General features: G+C 59.9%; 22 protein-coding genes. 6 read left to right on the top strand and 16 right to left on the bottom strand.

The annotated features are described in order from the left end of the window. Positions 1-145: 145 nt before the first annotated feature. From B0D71_RS11400 to puuE, 6 genes are all read right to left on the bottom strand, one after another. Positions 146-1,498, bottom strand: a complete 1,353-nt coding sequence (locus B0D71_RS11400; protein WP_103394856.1) for a nucleobase:cation symporter-2 family protein — start codon at positions 1,496-1,498, stop codon at positions 146-148. Positions 1,499-1,637: 139 nt separating this feature from the next. Beyond that, entirely contained in the window at positions 1,638-2,939 is a 1,302-nt protein-coding gene (locus B0D71_RS11405; RefSeq protein ID WP_103394857.1) for a urate hydroxylase PuuD, read from the bottom strand. A gap of 50 nt (positions 2,940-2,989) precedes the next feature. Further along, on the bottom strand, positions 2,990-3,493 hold the full coding sequence (locus B0D71_RS11410; protein WP_008146154.1) for an ureidoglycolate lyase: 504 nt from the start codon (positions 3,491-3,493) through the stop codon (positions 2,990-2,992). A 117-nt stretch (positions 3,494-3,610) separates the two neighbouring features. After that, a complete protein-coding gene (gene alc / locus B0D71_RS11415; RefSeq protein WP_103394858.1) occupies positions 3,611-4,606 on the bottom strand; it encodes an allantoicase in 996 nt (331 codons plus the stop codon). 90 nt (positions 4,607-4,696) lie between these two features. Then, on the bottom strand, positions 4,697-5,212 hold the full coding sequence (gene uraD / locus B0D71_RS11420) for a 2-oxo-4-hydroxy-4-carboxy-5-ureidoimidazoline decarboxylase (RefSeq protein WP_103394859.1): 516 nt from the start codon (positions 5,210-5,212) through the stop codon (positions 4,697-4,699). Beyond that, positions 5,209-6,135, bottom strand: a complete 927-nt coding sequence (gene puuE, locus B0D71_RS11425; protein WP_103394860.1) for an allantoinase PuuE — start codon at positions 6,133-6,135, stop codon at positions 5,209-5,211. The genes uraD and puuE overlap by 4 nt, the downstream gene beginning before the upstream one ends. A gap of 434 nt (positions 6,136-6,569) precedes the next feature. Between puuE and uraH the strand changes: the two genes are divergently transcribed. Continuing rightward, positions 6,570-6,923: a hydroxyisourate hydrolase gene (gene uraH, locus B0D71_RS11430; protein WP_008017679.1), complete on the top strand. Its 354-nt coding sequence runs from the start codon at positions 6,570-6,572 to the stop codon at positions 6,921-6,923. Between the two features lie 184 nt (positions 6,924-7,107). Here the strand turns inward: uraH and B0D71_RS11435 are convergent, their stop codons facing one another. The 3 genes from B0D71_RS11435 to B0D71_RS11445 all read right to left on the bottom strand — a co-directional run bounded on the left by B0D71_RS11435 (position 7,108) and on the right by B0D71_RS11445 (position 9,878). Further along, positions 7,108-7,734, bottom strand: a complete 627-nt coding sequence (locus B0D71_RS11435) for a LysE family translocator (protein ID WP_103394861.1) — start codon at positions 7,732-7,734, stop codon at positions 7,108-7,110. A 72-nt stretch (positions 7,735-7,806) separates the two neighbouring features. Continuing rightward, a complete protein-coding gene (locus B0D71_RS11440; RefSeq protein WP_015096117.1) occupies positions 7,807-9,156 on the bottom strand; it encodes an NCS2 family permease in 1,350 nt (449 codons plus the stop codon). A 278-nt stretch (positions 9,157-9,434) separates the two neighbouring features. Further along, a complete protein-coding gene (locus tag B0D71_RS11445; protein ID WP_103394862.1) occupies positions 9,435-9,878 on the bottom strand; it encodes a MarR family winged helix-turn-helix transcriptional regulator in 444 nt (147 codons plus the stop codon). Positions 9,879-9,960: 82 nt separating this feature from the next. Between B0D71_RS11445 and B0D71_RS11450 the strand changes: the two genes are divergently transcribed. Beyond that, complete coding sequence (locus B0D71_RS11450; protein ID WP_103394863.1) at positions 9,961-11,127, top strand: aminotransferase-like domain-containing protein; 1,167 nt, start codon at positions 9,961-9,963, stop codon at positions 11,125-11,127. A 183-nt stretch (positions 11,128-11,310) separates the two neighbouring features. On the opposite strand, the gene B0D71_RS11455 is transcribed toward B0D71_RS11450, so the two are convergent. The 5 genes from B0D71_RS11455 to B0D71_RS11475 form a co-directional block, all read right to left on the bottom strand. Further along, positions 11,311-11,682, bottom strand: coding sequence for a glutathione S-transferase N-terminal domain-containing protein (locus B0D71_RS11455; RefSeq protein WP_095945228.1), 372 nt, complete (start codon positions 11,680-11,682; stop codon positions 11,311-11,313). A gap of 104 nt (positions 11,683-11,786) precedes the next feature. Then, on the bottom strand, positions 11,787-12,332 hold the full coding sequence (gene folE, locus B0D71_RS11460) for a GTP cyclohydrolase I FolE (RefSeq protein ID WP_003204506.1): 546 nt from the start codon (positions 12,330-12,332) through the stop codon (positions 11,787-11,789). A gap of 77 nt (positions 12,333-12,409) precedes the next feature. Then, the gene (locus B0D71_RS11465) at positions 12,410-12,967 is read right to left on the bottom strand and encodes a Smr/MutS family protein (RefSeq protein ID WP_103394864.1); all 558 of its coding nucleotides are present in this window, start codon (positions 12,965-12,967) and stop codon (positions 12,410-12,412) included. Positions 12,968-13,055: 88 nt separating this feature from the next. Further along, a complete protein-coding gene (locus tag B0D71_RS11470; RefSeq protein WP_103394865.1) occupies positions 13,056-13,376 on the bottom strand; it encodes a hypothetical protein in 321 nt (106 codons plus the stop codon). Between the two features lie 131 nt (positions 13,377-13,507). Next, positions 13,508-14,098 (bottom strand): cysteine hydrolase family protein, encoded by a 591-nt coding sequence (locus tag B0D71_RS11475; protein WP_103394866.1) that lies wholly within the window; start codon positions 14,096-14,098, stop codon positions 13,508-13,510. A gap of 239 nt (positions 14,099-14,337) precedes the next feature. Between B0D71_RS11475 and prmB the strand changes: the two genes are divergently transcribed. Further along, positions 14,338-15,246: a 50S ribosomal protein L3 N(5)-glutamine methyltransferase gene (prmB, locus tag B0D71_RS11480; protein ID WP_103394867.1), complete on the top strand. Its 909-nt coding sequence runs from the start codon at positions 14,338-14,340 to the stop codon at positions 15,244-15,246. Positions 15,247-15,370: 124 nt separating this feature from the next. Here prmB and B0D71_RS11485 read toward each other — a convergent pair whose 3' ends face one another. Together B0D71_RS11485 and B0D71_RS11490 are read right to left on the bottom strand one after the other, a co-directional pair. Continuing rightward, on the bottom strand, positions 15,371-16,162 hold the full coding sequence (locus tag B0D71_RS11485; RefSeq protein ID WP_103394868.1) for a hypothetical protein: 792 nt from the start codon (positions 16,160-16,162) through the stop codon (positions 15,371-15,373). A gap of 152 nt (positions 16,163-16,314) precedes the next feature. Beyond that, a complete protein-coding gene (locus B0D71_RS11490; protein WP_103394869.1) occupies positions 16,315-17,313 on the bottom strand; it encodes an alpha/beta hydrolase in 999 nt (332 codons plus the stop codon). An 84-nt stretch (positions 17,314-17,397) separates the two neighbouring features. Between B0D71_RS11490 and aroC the strand changes: the two genes are divergently transcribed. Genes aroC through B0D71_RS11505 form a run of 3 tightly spaced genes read left to right on the top strand, consistent with a single transcriptional unit; the run spans position 17,398 to position 20,293 of the window. Continuing rightward, on the top strand, positions 17,398-18,489 hold the full coding sequence (gene aroC, locus B0D71_RS11495) for a chorismate synthase (protein ID WP_085716874.1): 1,092 nt from the start codon (positions 17,398-17,400) through the stop codon (positions 18,487-18,489). Between the two features lie 29 nt (positions 18,490-18,518). Next, complete coding sequence (locus tag B0D71_RS11500) at positions 18,519-19,670, top strand: MFS transporter (RefSeq protein ID WP_103394870.1); 1,152 nt, start codon at positions 18,519-18,521, stop codon at positions 19,668-19,670. Further along, positions 19,667-20,293 (top strand): methylthioribulose 1-phosphate dehydratase, encoded by a 627-nt coding sequence (locus tag B0D71_RS11505; RefSeq protein WP_103394871.1) that lies wholly within the window; start codon positions 19,667-19,669, stop codon positions 20,291-20,293. The genes B0D71_RS11500 and B0D71_RS11505 overlap by 4 nt, the downstream gene beginning before the upstream one ends. Positions 20,294-20,311 lie beyond the last annotated feature (18 nt).

The raw sequence follows: 20,311 nt of genomic DNA on the forward strand, positions 1-20,311 counted from the left end.
GCGAGGCGCAGGCAACCCCAAATCCTGTAGGAGCGAGCCTGCTCGCGATGGTCGTCAACGATTACGCGCGTTATCTGGATAAACGCGGTGTTCTCAGGTTCATCGCGAGCAGGCTCGCTCCTACAGGGGGTTGTGCGTTTCTGTCTTAGTGGGCGTGGCAGTCGTTGACGGCCGCGCGCTCGGCGCCGCCAAGGATGTTGAACAGCAAGTTCAGCGTCAGCGCGCTGAGGGTGGCCATGGCAATGCCGCTGTGGGTGATCGGGCTCATCCATACGGGCAAGTGGGCGAAAAACTCTGGGCGCACCACCGGGATCAGACCCATGCCAATGCTCACCGCCACCAGCAACTGATTGCGACGGTCACCGATATCGGCTTCCTGGAGAATCTTGATCCCGGTGGCGGCAACCATGCCGAACATCGCTATCGCAGCGCCGCCCAGTACCGCTGGCGGAATCGAGGCCACCAGGAACGCGGCCTTGGGCAGCAGGCTCAGCACGATCAGCAAGCCGCCGGCAACGATGGTCACCGAGCGGCAGCGCACGCCGGTCATCTGCACCAGGCCGATGTTCTGGGCGAAGGAGGAGTGGGTGAAGGTGTTGAAGAACCCGGCGAAGAACGAGGCGCCGGCATCGCACAGCAAGCCGCGACGCAGCATCCGTGGGCAGACTTCCTGGCCGGTGATCTTGCCCAGTGCAAGAAACATCCCGGTGGACTCGACGAAAATGATCACCACCACCAGGCACATCGACAGGATCGGCGCGAGTTCGAATTTCGGCATGCCGAAGTGCAGCGGGGTCACGAACTGCAGCCATGGCGCCTGAGCCATGCCACTGAGGTCGACCATGCCGAGCACGCCGCAGAGCACGTAGCCCAGGCACATGCCGATCAGCACGGAAATATTGACCCAGAAACCGCGCATGAAGCGGTGCACCAGCAAGATGGTGCCCAATACCAGTGCGGCGATGGTCAAGTAAATCGGTGAACCGAATTGAGTGGCGTCAGCACCGCCGCCGGCCCAGTTCACGGCCACGGGGAACAGCGATAAACCGATCGAGGTGATGACCGTGCCGGTCACCAACGGCGGGAAGAAGCGCACGACCTTGGACATGAACGGGGCGATGATCATGCCGAAGAACCCGGCGGCGATGGTTGCGCCGAAGATCCCTTGCAGGCCGATACCGGGCATGCCGGCCATGGCGACCATGCTGCCAACGGCAGCGAAACTGGCACCCATCATCACCGGCATGCGAATGCCCATGGGGCCGATGCCGAGGGATTGGACGATGGTGGCGATGCCGGCGACCAGCAGGTCGGCATTGATCAGGAAGGCGATTTCTTCACGACTCAGGCCAGCGGCCTGTCCGATGATCAGCGGCACCGCGATGGCGCCGCCATACATCAGCAGAACATGTTGCAAACCGACCAGGATCAGTTGCAAGAGGGGCAAACGCTGAATGGCGGGTGCGTCGGGGATGCGCGCTGCGGATAGCTCGGACATGCAACACCTCGGATCTTTTTTATTCTTTTGATTTTGTGCATCAGGTTGACCGCGGCGCGGCCAATCGCTGGCAAGCCAGCTCCTACAGGGTTTCGGTGACCTTGTAGGAGCTGGCTTGCCAGCGATGCTTTTTCAGCGATTAATTGGTCTGGGCTCCCTGAGCAATCCAGGCACCAATCAGGTCACGTTCCTGCTGGGTCATCTGCGTGATGTTGCCCAGTGGCATGATCTGGCTGGTGACGGCTTGCGCCTGAATCCGCGGTGCGTTCTGGCGGATCTGCTCGGGGGTGTCGAACATCACACCGGCAGGAGCCGCACTGAACAGCGGGCTGGTTGGCTTGGCCGAATGGCAAACCGAGCAACGTTCCTGAATCACGCTGTGCACTTTGTCAAAGCCAGGGCCTGCGTTGGACGCTTGCGCCGGTGCGGCGGCTGGCGCTTCTACGGGTTTGGCTTCAGCGGGTTTCAAACCACCGCCCACTGCTGTTTCCGGCAGCGGCTGGTATTCGATTTTCGCTGGGGCCTTGGCCACTTCCGGGCTGTTCAGCGGCGCAGGGCCGGTGACGTAGGCCAGGCTGATCATGCCGACAGCTGCCACTGGAAGCGTCCAGGCAAATTTGTGGCTGTCGTGACGGGTGTTGAAGTAGTGACGCACCAACACCGCCAGTACCGCGATCCCGGCCAGGATCAACCAGTTGTACTGGCTGCCGTAGGTGCTCGGGAAGTGGTTGCTGATCATGATGAACAGCACCGGCAAGGTGAAGTAGTTGTTGTGACGCGAACGTAGCAGGCCTTTGGCCGGCAGCGCCGGATCCGGCGTGCGGTTCTCGGCAATCGCCGCCACCAGTGCGCGTTGCGCCGGCATGATGATGCGGAACACGTTGCCGACCATGATGGTGCCGATGATCGCGCCGACGTGCAGGTACGCACCCCGACCGCTGAACACTTTGCTGAAGCCGTAGGCCGCGCCGATGATCAGGACGAACAGGATGAAACCCAGCAGGGCAGGGCGTTTGCCCAGGGCCGAGTCGCAGAGGAAGGAATAGACGAACCAGCCGATGAACAGCGAGCCGATACCGATGGCCACGCCTTCAGGACCGCTCAGGGTGCTGCCCGGAGCCAGCAGGTAGAGCGTCGGATTGGAGTAGAACACCACGCACAGCAGCGCGATACCCGACATCCAGGTGAAGTAGGCTTCCCATTTGAACCAGTGCAGGTTGTCCGGCATGGTCGGTGGAGCCAGCTTGTATTTTTCCAGGTGGTAGATACCGCCACCGTGGATTGCCCACAAATCACCGGCCAGGCCGGTTCTCGGGTTGACCCGGTTGAGGTTGTTTTCCAGCCATACGAAATAGAACGATGCGCCGATCCAGGCCACACCAGTAATCATATGAACCCAGCGCACGCTCAGGTTCAGCCATTCCAACAGATGTGCTTCCACAGTCTTTACCTCTCGCCTGTCACTCTGTTGTCGAGTGATCAGACCTTCTCTTATTGGTGGGGGGCGAGGATCAAACGCTCATCCTCTTTGAAAAAATGCTCATCGCAGTTATTGCCTGTGCCACTGCGATCAACCACCAGGAAGTCATCCCGCTTTTCGATCGTCAGCACCGGGTGGTGCCAGACGCCGCGATGGTAATTAATGCCCTGCCTGCCGTTGGTGACGAAGGCGCGGACCAAGCCTGATACAGGTTCATCGCCAAGTGGCGCGACCACGATCAGAAAGGGGTTGCCGAGCAGCGGTATGAAAGCCTGGCTGCCCAGCGGATGGCGTTCCAGCATGCTCACGGTCAGCGGCATGTCCTGCGCGTCGGCGCGGAAGATGCTGATGATCGCGTTGTCCTCTGGCTTGGCGGTTTCTACCGTGGCCAGTTTGTGGAAGCGCATGGTCGAACCGTTGTTGATCATAAAGTGATCGCTGCCGTCGGTTTCGATCACGTCACCGAAAGGGGCGAAGGCTTCTTTGGTCAGCGGTTCAATCGTCAGTGTGCGCATGCTGTTCTTCTTAATCTCAAATGTGTTGGTGTGTTGCTTTTGTAGGAGCCCGGCTTGCCGGCGATGGCGTCGGTGAGGGCGCCATCGCCGGCAAGCCGGCTCCTACAGGGCTCAGCATTACTTCGCGACCTTGCCCAGTACACGCAGGCGGCTCACACCACCATCCGGGAACACGTTCAGGCGGATGTGGGTGATCGGGCCCAGTGCCTTGATCTGCTCGGCGAAGGCGTGTTCGGCGTGCATTTCCAGCTTCTGGCTTGGCAGCAGTTCGCGCCAGAACAGCGACTGGGTTTCGATTTGGCTGTCGGTACCGCCCTTCACGAAGGCGCCCTGGATCGAGCAGCTGTCCGGGTAGTTGCCCTTGAAGTGCAGGGTGTCGACGATGACTTTCTCGACTTCACCGGCATGACCCAGCGCGACGATGACCCAGTCATTGCCCGGGGTACGGCGACGCGCGGTTTCCCAGCCGTCGCCCATGTTGATGCCACGGCCCGGGTTGAGGATGTTGCTCATGCGGCCGAAGTGTTCGTCGGAGCAGGCGAGGGCGCGACCACCGTTGAGGGCAGCGGCCAGGTCGACTTGCTCGTTGTCGCCGATCGCCGACCAGTCACGGAACGGCACGCCGTACACGCGCAGACGGGCCACGCCGCCATCCGGGTAGATGTTGAAGCGCAGGTGGCTGAAGGCCTGGTCGTTGTTGATTTCGTGGAAGTGGTGGCTGTTGCCTTGCAGCTCGACGGCCGACAGCACTTCAGTCCACTGGGTGTTTTCATCAGGCTCGCCCGACGCCAGGAAGCACGCTTCCAGAGAGGCCGATGGCGGGAAGTTGCCGGTGAAGAATGAAGTGTCGATGTCGACGCCCTTGATCGAACCCGGTACGCCCAGGCGGATTACGGCGCTGTCGAAGCCTTCGAAGCGCTTGCGGCGCGATTCCCAGCCATCCATCCACTTGCCGTTGTCATCGAACACGCCCTCCTTCCATACGGCCGGGGTCGGTTGGAACAGGCGATTGGCGTCTGCGAACCAGTCATCGGTGACCGAGATGATTTTGGTGCCCAGGCGGGCATCGGCCAGGTTGACGAACTTCTCGAAAGGTACGGCGTAAGCTTTCATTCTTCTTGTCTGCCTTTAAATAAGTGGCTTGGGATGCTTGCGAGGCCCTTGGCGGTTCCGGCGTTCTTGAATTCGCTCAGGCCAGGCTTGCTATAGGGTCAGTAATCGGAACAGGGCGATCTTGTTGATCTCCGCCAGCGCGCACTTGAACTCGGTGTCGACCGGGTTGTGGATGCGCGTTTCGAACGCTGCGAGGATCTGATGCCGGTTGCTGCCTTTTACCGCCATGATGAAGGGAAACTTGAACTTGGCTTTATAGGCGTCGTTCAGCTCGGTGAAGCGCTGGAACTCTTCGGCCGTGCATTGGTGAATACCGGCGCCAGCCTGTTCATGGGTGCTGGCCTCGGTAAGCTGGCCCTGGACGGCGGCTTTGCCGGCCAGGTCCGGGTGAGCATTGATCAGGGCCAGTTGGCTTGCGTGATCAGCACTCAACAGGATGTCGCTCATGCGCTGGTGCAGGGTTTCGATCTCGTCGATCGAAGCGTCCTGGCCCAGGCCGAAGGCCTTCTCGGCCACCCATGGCGAATGTTCGTAGATGTCGGCGAAAGCGGCGACGAAGGCGTCGCGGCTCAGAGTCGAGGGTTTTACTGTTTGAAAGGTGCTCATTTGGCAGCCCCTGTGTACGGGTGGGTTTCGTGCCAGTGGCGTGCGATGTCGACGCGACGGCTGAACCACACCTGTTCATGACTTTTAGCGTATTCGATAAAGCGCTTGAGCGAAGCCAGACGCGCCGGACGGCCGATCAGGCGGCAGTGCAGGCCGATCGAGAGCATCTTCGGTGCTTCGGCGCCCTCGGCGTAGAGCACGTCGAACGCATCCTTGAGGTATTCGAAGAAGTCGTCGCCCTTGTTGAAACCCTGGACTTGGGTGAAGCGCATGTCGTTGGTGTCCAGGGTGTACGGGATCACCAGGTGCGGCTTGCCGGTCGGGTTGTTCGGTTCCCAGTAGGGCAGGTCGTCGTCGTAGGTGTCGCAGTCGTAGAGGAAACCGCCTTCTTCCATCACCAGGCGACGGGTGTTCGGGCCGGTGCGGCCGGTGTACCAGCCTAGCGGGCGTTCGCCAGTGATTTCGGTGAGGATGCGGATCGCTTCGAGCATGTGCTCGCGTTCCTGGGCTTCGTCCATGTACTGGTAGTCGATCCAGCGATAGCCATGACTGCAGATCTCGTGGCCGGCATCGACCATGGCGCGGATCACGTCCGGGTGACGCTGGGCGGCCATGGCCACGGCGAAGATGGTCAGCGGAATGTCGAATTCCTTGAACAGCTTGAGGATCCGCCACACGCCGGCACGGCTGCCATACTCGTAAAGGGATTCCATGCTCATGTTGCGCGCGCCTTGCAGCGGCTGGGCGGAAACCATTTCCGAGAGGAAGGCTTCGGACTCTTTGTCGCCGTGCAGGATGTTGCGCTCGCCGCCTTCTTCGTAATTGAGTACGAACGACAGGGCGATGCGGGCATTGCCCGGCCAGTGTGGGTGCGGAGGGTTACTGCCGTAACCGACCAGGTCGCGTGGGTAGTCAGCGCTCACTGCAGGCTTCCTTCTTATTCGATGATGACGGTTGGTGTGACGCAGCTGAAGATTGGTTGGCAGGCTGGCGTCACAGCGATGGGCTGATTGTATACAACTTTATATTCACTTTGTAAGCCTGAATTTTCGCATTTTTCACCGACTGTCATCTTTTACTGCTATTGGCGTGAGCCTGCAAGAAATCTGCCTGATTGGTCAGTAATTTGCTGAGGGGTTCATAGGCTGTGCGGTTTGGCGGGAAATCGGCAGAAAATGGGCAAATGGCGGGGGCAGGGTGAAAAATGTCGTTTTTATTGTGTACAATTTTTTTCAAAAGTGTCTTAATCAGTCGCTCGCCGCAGCTTTTCGTGCTCCGAATCGGTGCGGTCTCCTTTTCAACTGACTTCGGGAGGCGCGAAGTCTGACTGCTCCATGCAGGCAGGCGCGCAGAATCAATGGGACGTTTGACTACACACGTTTTGGACGCAGCACACGGTTGCCCGGGCAGCTCGATCAAAGTCGAGTTGTACCGCGTTGAAGGTTCGCAGCTGGAACTGGTCGCCACTGCAGTCACCAACAGCGATGGCCGTGTCGATGCACCGCTGCTGCAAGGCGATGACTACCGCACCGGGGTCTATCAGGTTCAGTTTCATGCTGGCGATTACTACCGCGCCCGTGGCGTCAAGTTGCCGGAGCCTGCATTCCTGGATGTCGTGGTACTGCGTTTTGGCATCTCTGCCGAGCAGGATCACTACCATGTGCCGTTGTTGATTTCGCCTTACAGCTACTCCACCTATCGCGGCAGCTGATCCCCCAAGCAGCTGCCGCACCCTGGAAGCGACTGCGCATATAGCTTCTTTGGTCTTTCGCCCGCTCACACTGCGGGCTTTTTTTCGCGTTGAAAAAGGGCTGTCAGACATGACGCCATCGCTTGCAAGCCTGCTCCTACAGGTTATGCGAACCCTTGTAGGAGCTGGCTTGCCAGCGATGCTTTTAGCGGCTCAGCAGGGACGCAGCCCCCGCACCACCAAACAACCCCGCACTGATCCGGTTGAACCAGCTCTGCCCCTTGCCGCTGCGCAGATAGCGCGCCGCACCATGGGCACCGAGGCCGTAGGCCAATTTGCACAGCAGATCGAGCACAGTCCAGGTCGCAATCATCACCAGCAACTGCGGCAGGAACGCTTGTTCGGCGTTCAAGAACTGCGGCAGGAAAGCGGCGAAGAACAGGATGTCCTTCGGGTTGCTGGCGCCGAGCATGAACGCGCGGCCGAACAGCGCACGAAAGCGAGGCACTGGCGCTGCCTGTGGCACTTCAGCGCCGTGGGAAGGCTGGCGCGATTGCTGCCAGCTTTGCCAGGCGAGGTAGAACAGGTACAGCGCGCCAAGCATCTTCAATGCGCTGAACAGCTGTTCGGAAGCCAGCAGTAACGCACCCAGGCCCAGCGCCGACGCACTCAACAAGCAGATCGAGGCCGATACGCCGCCGAGAAAGGCCGGGTAGGAGCGGCGCAGGCCGTAATTCAGACTGTTGCTGATCATCAGCAAAGACAGTGGTCCCGGGATCAGGATCACAATCAGCGCAGCGCCGCTGAACAGCAGCCAGGTTTCCAGACTCATCACTTTCCTCCATTTGCACAAAAGCCTCACCCGACGGGGTGAGGCTGTTTTGAAGCGAGTTCCGCGTAAGGTTTACAAGAAGATGAACTTGGCGATGAAGATCGCGCAGAGCACCCACAGACTCACGGAAATTTCCTTGTACTTGCCGGTGCCGGCCTTCAGCGCCACGTAGGTGATGAAGCCCAGCGCGATGCCGTCAGCGACCGAGAAGGTCAGTGGCATCATGATCGCGGTAACGATGGCCGGAATGCTGTCGGTCGCTTCGTCCCATTCGATGTGGGCCATGCCGCCCATCATCAGCATTGCCACATAAATCAGTGCGCCAGCGGTGGCATAGGCGGGAATCATGCCGGCCAGTGGTGCGAAAAACATTGCGGCTATAAATAGCACACCAACGGTGACTGCGGTAAGACCAGTCCGACCACCTGCGGCCACGCCGGCAGCACTTTCTACATAGCTTGTCACTGGCGGAACACCCACCACCGCACCGAATACGCTGGAAGCGCTGTCGGCTTTCATTGCGCGGGAGAGGTTTTCGATCTTGCCGTCAGCGCCGACCAGGTTGGCGCGCTGGGCAACGCCCATCAGGGTACCGGCGGTGTCGAACATGTGTACGAAGAGGAACGCAAGGACCACGCTGATCATGCTGACGTTGAACACGCCGGCGACGTTCATGGCCATCCAGGTCGGAGCCAGGCTTGGCGGGGCCGACATGATCCCTTCGTAATGCACCAGGCCCAAGCCCCAACCGGCGAGGGTCACGGTGATGATGCTGATGAGGATTGCACCGAAGACCTTGTGGTAGCTGAGGATGGCGATCATCAGGAAACATACGGCGGCCAGCAGCGGGCCGGGTTCGCGCAGGGAGCCGAGCTTGATCAGGGTGGCTGGGCTATCGACGACGATACCTGCGGTTTTCAGGCCAATCAGCCCCAGGAACAGACCCACGCCAGCGCCCATGGCGAAGCGCAGGCTGACCGGGATGCTATTGAGCAGCCATTCGCGGATTCGCGAGAAGGTCAAGATCATGAACAACACACCGGAAACGAACACCGCACCCAGGGCGGTTTCCCAGTTGTAGCCCATGGTGCCGACCACGGTGTAGGTGAAGAAAGCGTTCAGCCCCATGCCCGGTGCCAGGCCGACCGGCCAGTTGGCGTACAGGCCCATCAACAGGCAGCCGAGTGCGGCGGCGATGCAGGTGGCGACGAATGCGGCACCGTGATCGATCCCGGCGTCAGCCATGATGTTGGGGTTGACGAAAATGATGTAAGCCATGGTGATGAAGGTTGTCAGACCGGCAATCAGCTCGGTCTTCACCGTGGTGCCATGCAAGCTGAGTTTGAACAGACGTTCCAGCAAGCCATTACGTAATGGCGGCGAGAGGTCCAGCGTCGATGCTTCGGATTTGCGGCTTTCCACAGCGAGTACTCCTCAAGAGTTTTATTTTTATTTCCAGGGCCGGATCCGAGAGGGGTGGCAGCGGCCCTTTGAGGTGCTTGCGAATTTGTTGACCGCTTGGTCAGGAACTCGCACGAAGTGGATTATGCTTTTGTATACAAAGAAAGCAAATAATGTTTTTGGTTTTGTCGACGAAATATTTGGCTTTAGGGATATATCGCCTGTCCGACGCCTTCGCGAGCAAACCCGCTCCCACATTTGCCTGTAGGAGCGAGCCTGCTCGCGAAGGACTTTCGGGTTCAGATTTTTTGTTGATCCTCCCCAAGCGCCAGATTCACCGCCAACCAGCCATTCACCGCCTGTTCCCCTGCCTCGCCAAACACCCGCTCCAGCAATTTCACCTGTTCACGCCGCAATGCTTGCTCGAAGCGAGCGCCTTCTGCAGTCAGTTCCAGCAGTCGCTTACGCTTGTCAGTTTCGGACGCGACGCTGTCGACCAAATGCATCTCCAACAATTGTCGCAACGGCATGTTCAGCGCCTGCTTACTCACGCCGAGCAAAGCCAGCAACTCCTTGACGCTCAGGTTCGGATAGCGGGCGATGAAAAACACGATGCGCTGATGAACCCGGCTCAGGCCGCGACGTTCGAGCATTTCATCGGCCTTGGCGGTGAAGGCCTGGTAGCCGAAGAAAAACGCTTCCATGGCTTGTCGTTGGGATAGCGGGTTTTTAAGGTCAAGCATATTGACGTATCCAATCCGGAAAGCGTAATTTCGGTCAATAAGTTTGACTCATTTTCCTCATGCCTTGCTACCGGTGATCCCCATGGCTTTTTCCGAACGTGTCTCACGCCTTAAAAGTTCTTTGATCCGTGAAATCCTCGCCGCGGCTCAGCGTCCGCAAGTGATGTCGTTCGCCGGTGGTTTGCCGGCTGAAGCCATGCTGCCGAAGGTCGATTGGGCCCAGATGCCGGTCTCCATGGGCCAATACGGCATGAGCGAAGGCGAGCCGGCGCTGCGTGAAGCGTTGGCCGCCGAGGCGCGTGCGTTGGGAGTGGCCTGTGAGGCAAGCCAGGTTCTGGTGGTCAGCGGCTCACAACAAACCCTGGATCTGGCGGCCAAGCTGTACATCGACAAGGACACCGAGATCCTGCTTGAGGCGCCGACTTATCTGGCGGCACTGCAAATATTCCAGCTGTTTGGTGCCGATTGCCTGACCGTGCCGCTGGAGGCTGACGGCCCGAACCTGACGCAGCTGCGCGATCGCCTGGAACAACACCGCCCGGCCTTCATCTACCTGATCCCGACGTTCCAGAATCCTTCGGCGGTTCGCTACAGCGAAGCCAAACGCGACGCGGTGGCAGCGCTGCTCGACGAGTTTGGCGTCACTCTGATCGAGGATGAGCCCTACCGAGAACTGACCTTCGATGGCGGTAGCGCTACACCCATTGTCAGTCGCTTGAAAAACGCCAGTTGGATCTACACCGGTACTGTGTCGAAAACCCTGTTACCGGGTTTGCGCGTTGGCTATCTGATCGCCAGCCCGGACCTGTTTCCTCATCTGTTGAAACTCAAGCAGTCGGCGGATCTGCACACCAATCGGGTTGGCCAGTGGCAAGCGCTGCAATGGATCGGCAGTGAAAAGTACCGGCAACACCGCAGTGAGTTGCGCGACTTTTACCGCGGGCGTCGGGATGCGTTCCAGGTGGCGCTGCAAACCTACTTTGCTGATCTGTCGGATTGGAACGAGCCGCAGGGCGGATTGTTTTTCTGGTTGAAGCTCAAGCAGCCGCTGGACACGCGAACTTTGCTCAATGCGGCGTTGGCCGAAGATGTGGCGTTCATGCCGGGCGAGCCGTTCTTCCCCGAGCCGGACAAGCATCATGGGTATTTGCGGTTGAACTTCAGCCACATCGACCCGGCGCGGCTGGATGAGGGGCTCAAACGGTTGGCGGCGGTCGTGCGACAGGCGCAGGCGGCGCAAGCGGCCTGAAAACAATTAAACCGGCTCAGGGGCCGGTTTATTTTTGTCTGGGTTTTATAGTGTCTGGGCCGGCCTCTTCGCCAGCGAGCCGGCTCCTACAGGGGGGGGCGGTGGTCACAACTCTTGTGTACGCCGCCACTTTGTAGGAGCCGGCTTGCTGGCGATGGCGTCCGCAACGCCACTGCAAAAACCTCAGGCTGCAGCAAATCGCTTGTCCAGATAATCAATGATCACCTTGGACTCGTACATCCAGGTGGTCTGGCCATTCTCTTCAATGCGCAGGCACGGCACCTTGATCTTGCCGCCTTGCTCCAGCAGGGCCTGGCGATCCTGTTCGTTGTTCTTCGCATCGCGAAGAGCCACCGGCACATTCAGGCGGCGCAGGGTGCGGCGGGTTTTCACGCAGAACGGGCAGGCGTGGAATTGATACAGGGTCAGGCCCTTGGCGGCGGATTCGACTTGAGCCTGAGCAGCGGCGGGGCGCTTCTTTTTGCTGGGGCGAGTGATGAAGTCGATGAAGATGATCAGTTGGCCAAGGCCGACACGAAGCGCTTTTACGAACACGTTGAAAGCCTCACGGTGCAAAGAAAGAAAGGCGCGCAGCTTACCTGATTTTTTACCGGCGAAAAAAAACCGGCGATGAATGCCGGTTTTCTTCGTGCCGCGAATTACTTGATGAGGCTGAGGAATTCGCTGCGGGTGGCTGCGTTCTCACGGAATTCACCGAGCATCACCGAGGTGATCATCGACGAATTCTGTTTTTCCACACCGCGCATCATCATGCACATGTGCTTGGCCTCGATCACCACTGCAACGCCCAGGGCGCCGGTGACTTGCTGGACCGCATCGGCGATCTGGCGGCTGAGGTTTTCCTGGATCTGCAGGCGGCGAGCGTACATGTCTACGATCCGCGCCACCTTCGACAGGCCCAGGACCTTGCCGCTCGGGATGTAGGCAACATGCGCTTTGCCGATGAACGGCAGCAGGTGGTGTTCGCACAGCGAGTACAACTCGATGTCCTTGACCAGCACCATTTCGCTGTTATCGGAGCTGAACAGGGCACCGTTGGTGACCTCTTCGAGTGTCTGTTCATAGCCGCGGCAGAGGTACTGCATGGCTTTGGCGGCACGCTTGGGCGTGTCGAGCAGGCCCTCGCGGGAGACGTCCTCGCCCAGTTGGCCAAGGATCGCGGTGTAATTCTGTTCCAGGGACATGAAACTACCTGTGGGATTTTACGCAAAGGGCAAGGGTACGGTGGCGGACACGACGCTGCAAGCGTGACGCGTCAGCTTTACTCGTCGCGACCTTCCATCATGGTGCGTTTGAGCATCACATAAACCGCACCGGCACCGCCATGTTTGGCCTGGCACGAGGTGAATCCGAGCACCTGTGGATGTTGGCGCAGCCAAGTGTTGACGTGGCTTTTGATCATCGGCCGCTTGCCGTCCAGGCGAACAGCCTTGCCATGGGTGACGCGCACGCAGCGGATTTCGAATTGGGTCGCTTCGGCCAGGAAAGCCCAGAGGGTTTCCCGAGCTTTTTCCACGCTCATGCCGTGCAGATCGAGGCTGCCTTCGAACGGAATCTGGCCGATCTTGAGCTTGCGTATCTGGCTTTCCTGCACGCCGTCACGTGCCCACATCAGCTCGTCTTCAGGGCCGACGTCGATGACGAACTGATCGGACAGACCGTCGACGGTGGTGGATTCGGTGCGCACAGTGGCCGCCTGACGCAGCTTGGCGATCTGCGCGCGGTCAGCCTTGGGTTTGCCGGTTTCGGCGCGATCGTGCTTGATCGGCTTGACGCCTTGGATCGCGCTTTTGAACAGAGAAAAATCGTCGTCTTGCATGTCAGCCTCCGCGAAGGGCGGCCAGTTTACCCAACTCGAAGCGAATCGGGCGCGACAAAACGCACGGGGCTCGGTCTCGACCCTGGTCTCAGTCGTGTTTTTTCATCAGGTGCGGGGACATGGCCAGCTCCCGCGATTGCCGCGAGCGGCGCCGGCAACGACGCCACAGCCACACGCCGAGGTACAGCACGAACAGGCCAATCGCCAGGATCACTGCCGCGCCGGCCCGGTTGGTGTTCAACTCGCCCAGGGCAGGTGCATGGCCGAACAGGGCGGCGGCACCGGCCATGGCGAGCAGCACTCCACTCATTGCCAGCAACGCAGCGAATGCTGCGCCGATTCTAAAACGCCAGTTGCGTTGGCCTTTGGGCCGCAAGCGGCGAGCGTCAAAACCATCGGATAACTTCATTCCGACCTTCCTCAATGGGTATCGGCCCTTCGACCGGGAGTTGACCGGGATGTTCCTGAGGCTAAGACAATTACGGCTAATGAGAGGCTTTTGCGGATGAGCGGCGTTTTTGACCGCTCATGGGGCGCCGATCAGACCAGTTCGTGGGTCATGGCGAGGGTGGCGAAGTTGTCGCCCATGATCGCCATTTCGGTCTGATGAACGTGCTCGGCGCTCAGGATGCCGCCTTTGTAAGGCAAATCGCGAGTGGCGCAGGCGTCTTCAATGAGTGTGCAGCGGAAGCCAAGGTTCTTCGCTGCGCGTACGGTGGTGCTGACGCTGGAGTGACTCATGAAACCGCAGACGATCAGGTCGAGGGCGCCCAGGTCCTCCAGGCGTTTGGCCAGCTCGGTGCCGTGGAACGCGCTTGGCAGCAATTTACCGATGACGGTTTCGTCGCTCTGCGGCTCCAGGCCCGGAATGAACTCACCACCTACGCCTTGCGGGTTGAACATGCCGCCGAGGGTGCCGAGATGGCGCACATGCACGACCGGTCGGCCGGCGGCACGGGCAGCGGCGAGCAATTGCTTGATGTTCGCGACGGCCTCATCCATGCCGCTGAGGGCCAGTGGCCCGCTCAGATATTCTTTCTGGGCATCGATGATGATAAGGGTCGCGTGGCTCAGTTTGGCTGCCGGATAACCGCGGCCGCTGAGTTGAAACATCGTTTTTGGAACGGACATTCTGGGGCTCCTTGGAGTGGGGCTTTTGCGACATTGTCCTCTGGCTGAGCGTTTCTGTGAATCGCTACGATCGTAGGTGCCGCCGTTGCTGGCCTGTAGCCTTGTCAATAGTTGCGTTTTGTTCAATAGCGTTGCGAAAAAATGGATAACTCCTACATTTGAACCGGTTGTTTTCCCGCGTCGTCGTGACGCCGTTTGACTGGTAGAATCGCCCGTCGATTTTTCTGGAGTTTGCCGTCGTGATCACTTCCCGCCTTCGTACCCTGCGTGACCATATCCGTTGGGCCGTCAGCCGCTTCCATGGGGAGGATCTGTTTTTCGGCCATGGGACGGACAATGCCTGGGACGAAGCCCGTCAACTGGTGTTGGGGGCGCTGCACCTGCCGTGGGAAATTGCCGACAGCTACCTCGACTGCAATCTGGAAGAAGACGAACTGGTCCACTTGCAGTTGCTGCTCAAGCGCCGCATCGAAGACCGTGTGCCGACCGCTTACCTGCTGGGTGAAGCCTGGTTCTGCGGCATGTCGTTCATCGTCGATGAGCGTGTGCTGATCCCGCGTTCGCCGATTGGCGAGCTGATTGAAAATCGTTTTACCCCGTGGCTGGCTAACGAGCCGGCGCGGATTCTCGACCTGTGCACTGGCTCCGGCTGCATCGGTATCGCCTGCGCCTACGAGTTCCAGAACGCCGAAGTGGTGTTGGCCGATCTGTCGTTCGAAGCGTTGGAAGTGGCCAACCAGAACATCGAGCGTCACGGTGTCGATGAGCGTGTCTACACGGTGCAGGGCGATGGTTTCGATGGTTTGCCGGGTCAGCGTTTCGACCTGATCGTGTCGAACCCGCCGTACGTCGACGCCGAAGATTTCGCCGACATGCCGGACGAGTACCAGCACGAACCTGAACTGGGCCTGGCCTGCGGTGATGACGGTTTGAACCTGGTGCGGCGCATGCTTGCCGAAGCGGCGGATCATCTGACCGAGAAGGGCTTGCTGATTGTCGAAGTGGGCAACAGCCAGGTGCACGTCGAGGCGTTGTACCCGGAAGTCGACTTCGCCTGGCTGGAGTTCGAGCGTGGCGGGCACGGCGTGTTCATGCTGAGCGCGCAGCAGTGCCGGGAGCATCAGGCGTTGTTCGCTTCCCGCGTTTAACCCCTGTAGGAGCGAGCCTGCTCGCGATGGGCTAAAGGGCGACGCGTTTTTCCAGAAAACACGCGTCATCGTTAACGTCCATCGCGAGCAGGCTCGCTCCTACAAGGAATGGCCGCACCGCCAACTATCGGTGCGTGGCAATCCAGATCAGCAACCCCGCCTGAAACACCGCAAACGCCACCAGACACGTAATGGTGAAGCGCAACCCGGCGTCTTCGCGTTTGTATTTGCTGACTTTCTCTTCGTGGTTCTTGAGTTTGACTTCCTGCTCGGCCAGGTTCTGCTCGGCTTGCTGGAGCATTTGCGCGGCTTCGAGAATTTCCACGATCTGCAGTTTGTCGCTGTTCCAGTCACCCAAGAGGTCGCCGACCTTGACCGGCTTGACGCTGCCTTTCAAATGCTGGGCATCGGCATACACCACATCGAAACCGTGCACACGCAAAAAATGATCGCGGCGCAGGCGGGTGTCTTCGTTCAGTGCATCCTTGTTGTTCAGGTCAAAGCCGTCGACGGTGTAGGTCGGCCAGCGCTTCTTCGCCCAGTTGATGCCCTGGGCCGCCAGATAGCGGCCAATGCCACGGTTGAGCGGTTCAATCTGCAAGCCGCTGTCAGGGCCGAAATGCACGCGCTTTTCGGCATGATCGACCCACACGTCCAGATGATTCTGTTCCTTGCGTACGCGCTGGCCGGGCAGGGTGATGCTCATGCGCATCAGGCTACGCGCCTTGTCGTTGCGCTCGGCATAGCCTAATTCGACAAAGCGCAACGGGCGCCCGCCTGTATTGCGGTCAGTCTTCAGCGGCGCCAGACGGAGCATTTTGTGGTGCTCGACGTGGACGTCCGCCCAGGGCAGCTCGACCGCTGGCGGTGCGTCTGTTTCAGCGGTGGTGTCGGGTGAAGTCTGGGTGTCAGTCATAACGGCGAGATCCTGTCCAAGCTCAACTTGTCGCCAACCAATGCGTGGGCGACAAAGGCTTATCGGCCGTTTTCTTCAAGACTGGAGGGCCAGCGGGGCGTTCTCACCAGTTTTCACGTGTGAAAACTGGTGAGAACGCCTCCCAGTAGCGCTTAACTGGTGCGAAGTCCGTCAATAAAACCGAGAATTCGCGTGCCCAGTTCCGCCGCCAGGGGCAATTGTGGGTCTTTATAGGAGGCCAGCTGGCGTTTGACGTCGTTGGGCACGATGCGCATGACGTGGTTCATGCCCTCGATCAGCGCCAGTTCGGCGTCCGGCTTGGCTGCCTTGAGCAACCTTGCGTCATTGACACCGACCTGGATGTCGTTGCTGCCCTGGATGATCAACGCCGGCATTTTCAGCTTGGCAAACGCCGCGGCCGGGTCCTGGCGGAACAGGGAAATCAGGTAAGGCTGCACGCTCGGACGGAAAATTGCCTGCAAGGGGGGCGGCACATTATCGTCGGGTTTCCCGGCCTTGAGGCTGTCGAGCAATTCATTGCTGCGCAGCATCAGCGGTGGGGGCAGGCGATTGCCCAGTTGCTGGCGGATGACCTGATCGACCGGCCTGGCGCTACCCGAGACAGAAATCACCGCGTCGGCATCGAGGCCCGGCGCCGCGAGGCTGGCGATCAAGGCGCCTTCGCTGTGACCCAGCACAATCAGTTTGCCGAAACGCGGATCAGTCTTGAGCTTGCGGCCCCAGGCTTGCGCATCGGACACATAGGCCTCTACCGTCAGGTTGCGTTCGTCCGGGGTCGCGGCCAGGCTCGCGGCCACGCCACGCTTGTCGTAACGCACGCTGGCAATGTTGTGTTTGGCCAGCACCCAGGCCAGGCGCTTGAGGCTGTCATTGCGCCCGCCGTCGGGGTTGTTGCCGTCGCGATCCGTAGGGCCGGAGCCGGAAATGATCAGGACAACCGGCACCGGATTGTCGGATTTTGGCAGTAACAGCGAGCCGAAAAGCTCGCCAGTGCCGGTGTCCAGCGTCATCGGCCGTTGCAGGACAGTCGCCTGGGCGAAGCCGGAAATCAGGGTAAGGCTCAAGGCTAGAACTCGCAGCATCATCGCGCCATCATCAAGAAGATGCCGGTTGGACTCACAGGCACCCATAAGGTTCGAGGATGAACTACTTGGGTAGCCTGCGTATACTGGCGCGGATTACGTATTCAGGTTCGATTTCACGGAGCGCCCTGCATGTCCGGCAATACCTACGGCAAGCTGTTCACTGTCACCACCGCGGGCGAAAGCCATGGTCCGGCGTTGGTCGCCATTGTCGATGGCTGCCCACCGGGCCTGGAGATATCCCTGGAGGATCTGCAGCGTGACCTGGACCGCCGCAAGCCCGGCACCAGCCGCCACACCACCCAGCGCCAGGAAGCCGACGAAGTCGAGATCCTCTCCGGCGTGTTCGAAGGCCGCACCACCGGTTGCGCCATTGGCCTGTTGATTCGCAACACCGACCAGAAGTCCAAGGACTACTCGGCGATCAAGGATCTGTTCCGCCCGGCCCATGCCGACTACACCTATCACCACAAATACGGCGAGCGCGACTACCGTGGCGGCGGTCGCAGCTCGGCCCGCGAAACCGCGATGCGCGTCGCGGCCGGTGCGATTGCGAAAAAATACCTGGCCAGCCAGGGCATCGTGATTCGCGGCTACATGAGCCAGCTCGGGCCGATTGAAATCCCGTTCAAGACCTGGGAATCGGTGGAGCAGAACGCCTTCTTCAGCCCGGACCCGGACAAAGTGCCGGAACTGGAAGCCTATATGGATCAGTTGCGCCGCGACCAGGATTCGGTCGGCGCGAAGATCACCGTGGTCGCCGAAGGCGTGATGCCGGGCCTGGGCGAGCCGATTTTCGACCGCCTCGACGCCGAACTGGCCCATGCGCTGATGAGCATCAACGCGGTCAAGGGCGTGGAAATCGGCGCCGGTTTCGCCAGCGTTGCCCAGCGCGGCACCGAGCATCGCGATGAGATGACCCCGCAAGGTTTCCTCAGCAACAACGCCGGTGGCATTCTCGGCGGTATTTCCTCCGGTCAGCCCATCGTTGCGCACCTGGCGCTGAAGCCGACGTCGAGCATCACCACGCCGGGCCGTTCCATCGACATCCATGGCAACCCGGTGGAAGTGATCACCAAGGGCCGTCACGATCCGTGCGTTGGCATCCGCGCCACACCGATTGCCGAGGCGATGATGGCCATCGTGCTGATGGATCACCTGCTGCGTCACCGTGGGCAGAACGCCGATGTGCGTGTGAGCACGCCGGTGCTGGGTCAGTTGTAAATGGCTGACCTCCTGGTCGCAGCCGTCTGATGGCGGCTGCGGCGCTCCCGTACTGGCGGCTTTCCAGTTTCTATCTGTTCTATTTCGCCTTGCTCGGTTCGACAGCGCCTTTTCTGGCGCTGTACTTCGATCACCTGGGCTTTAGTGCCGCACGCATCGGAGAGCTGGTGGCGATCCCGATGCTGATGCGCTGCGTGGCGCCGAATATCTGGGGCTGGCTGGGCGATTACACCGGCCGAAGGCTGGCCATCGTGCGCTTCGGTGCGGTGTGCACGCTGCTGACCTTTTCGCTGATTTTCGTCAGCAAGAGCTACGCCTGGCTGGCGATGGTCATGGCCTTGCATGCGTTTTTCTGGCACGCAGTGTTGCCGCAGTTCGAAGTCATCACCCTGGCTCACTTGCAGGGCCAGACCTCGCGCTACAGCCAGATTCGCCTGTGGGGTTCAATCGGTTTCATCATCACCGTGGTCGCGCTGGGTCGGCTGTTCGAATGGCTGAGCCTCGATATCTACCCGGCGGCGCTGGTGCTGATCATGGCCGGTATCGTGCTCAGCAGTCTGTGGGTGCCTAATGCCCAACCGGCGCCGGGCAACCGGGTGGCGGGGGAGGGGTTTCTCAAGCAGCTGCGCAACCCCGGCGTATTGGCGTTTTACGCCTGCGTGGCGCTGATGCAGATGAGCCACGGGCCGTATTACACGTTTCTGACCCTGCACCTTGAGCGTCTGGGTTACAGCCGTGGCGTGATCGGCATGCTCTGGGCGGTCGGCGTGGTCGCCGAAGTGCTGATGTTTTTGGCCATGAGCAAGATCCTCGCGCGGTTTTCCCTGCGCCGGGTGCTGATGGCGAGTTTTCTGCTGGCGGCGCTGCGCTGGTTGCTGCTCGGTTCGTTGGCCGAATTCCTTTGGGTCTTGTTGTTTGCCCAGGTGCTGCACGCGGCGACATTCGGCAGCTTTCACGCCGCTGCCATTTCATTCGTGCAACGTAGTTTCGGTGCGCGCCAGCAAGGCCAGGGCCAGGCGCTGTATGCCGCATTGGCCGGCACCGGCGGTGCGTTGGGCGCGTTGTATTCCGGCTATGGCTGGAATGCTCTCGGCGCCGCATGGACATTTAGTATTGCCAGCCTCGCAGCCGTCGCGGCTGCCGTTATCATTGCCACATGTATGCAAGAGGACAGGCCATGAGCCTTACCCGTGAACAACTCGCCCAGGAAATCATCGACGCCGGGCGTTTTCTCTATGGCCGCGGTTGGTCGCCGGCCACCAGCAGCAATTACTCGACCCGTCTGTCGCCGACTGAAGCCTTGCTGACCGTGTCCGGCAAGCACAAGGGGCAACTGGGCATGGACGATGTACTGGCAACCGACCTGTCAGGCAACAGCCTGGAGCCGGGCAAGAAACCGTCCGCCGAAACCCTGTTGCACACGCAGCTTTACAGCTGGCGCCCTGAGATCGGCGCGGTGCTGCACACTCATTCGGTGAATGCCACCGTGCTGTCGCGCCTGACGCCGCAGGACTTCATCGAGTTCGAAGACTACGAACTGCAAAAAGCCTTCAGCGGTGTGACGACCCACGAATCCCGGGTGCGCGTGCCGATTTTCGACAACGATCAGGACATTGCGCGCCTGGCCGCCAAGGTGCAGCCTTGGCTCGACGCCCATCCTGATTGCGTCGGTTACCTGATTCGCGGCCACGGCCTGTACACCTGGGGTGCGCGCATGAGCGATGCCCTACGGCAGATCGAGGCCTTTGAATTTTTGTTCGAGTGCGAGTTGAAGACGCGCTCGCTCTCGAACCTTAAAGCATGAACCGTTAAGGAGTTGCCC

It is taken from the genome of Pseudomonas laurylsulfativorans, from assembly GCF_002906155.1.
Lineage (GTDB): Bacteria > Pseudomonadota > Gammaproteobacteria > Pseudomonadales > Pseudomonadaceae > Aquipseudomonas > Aquipseudomonas laurylsulfativorans.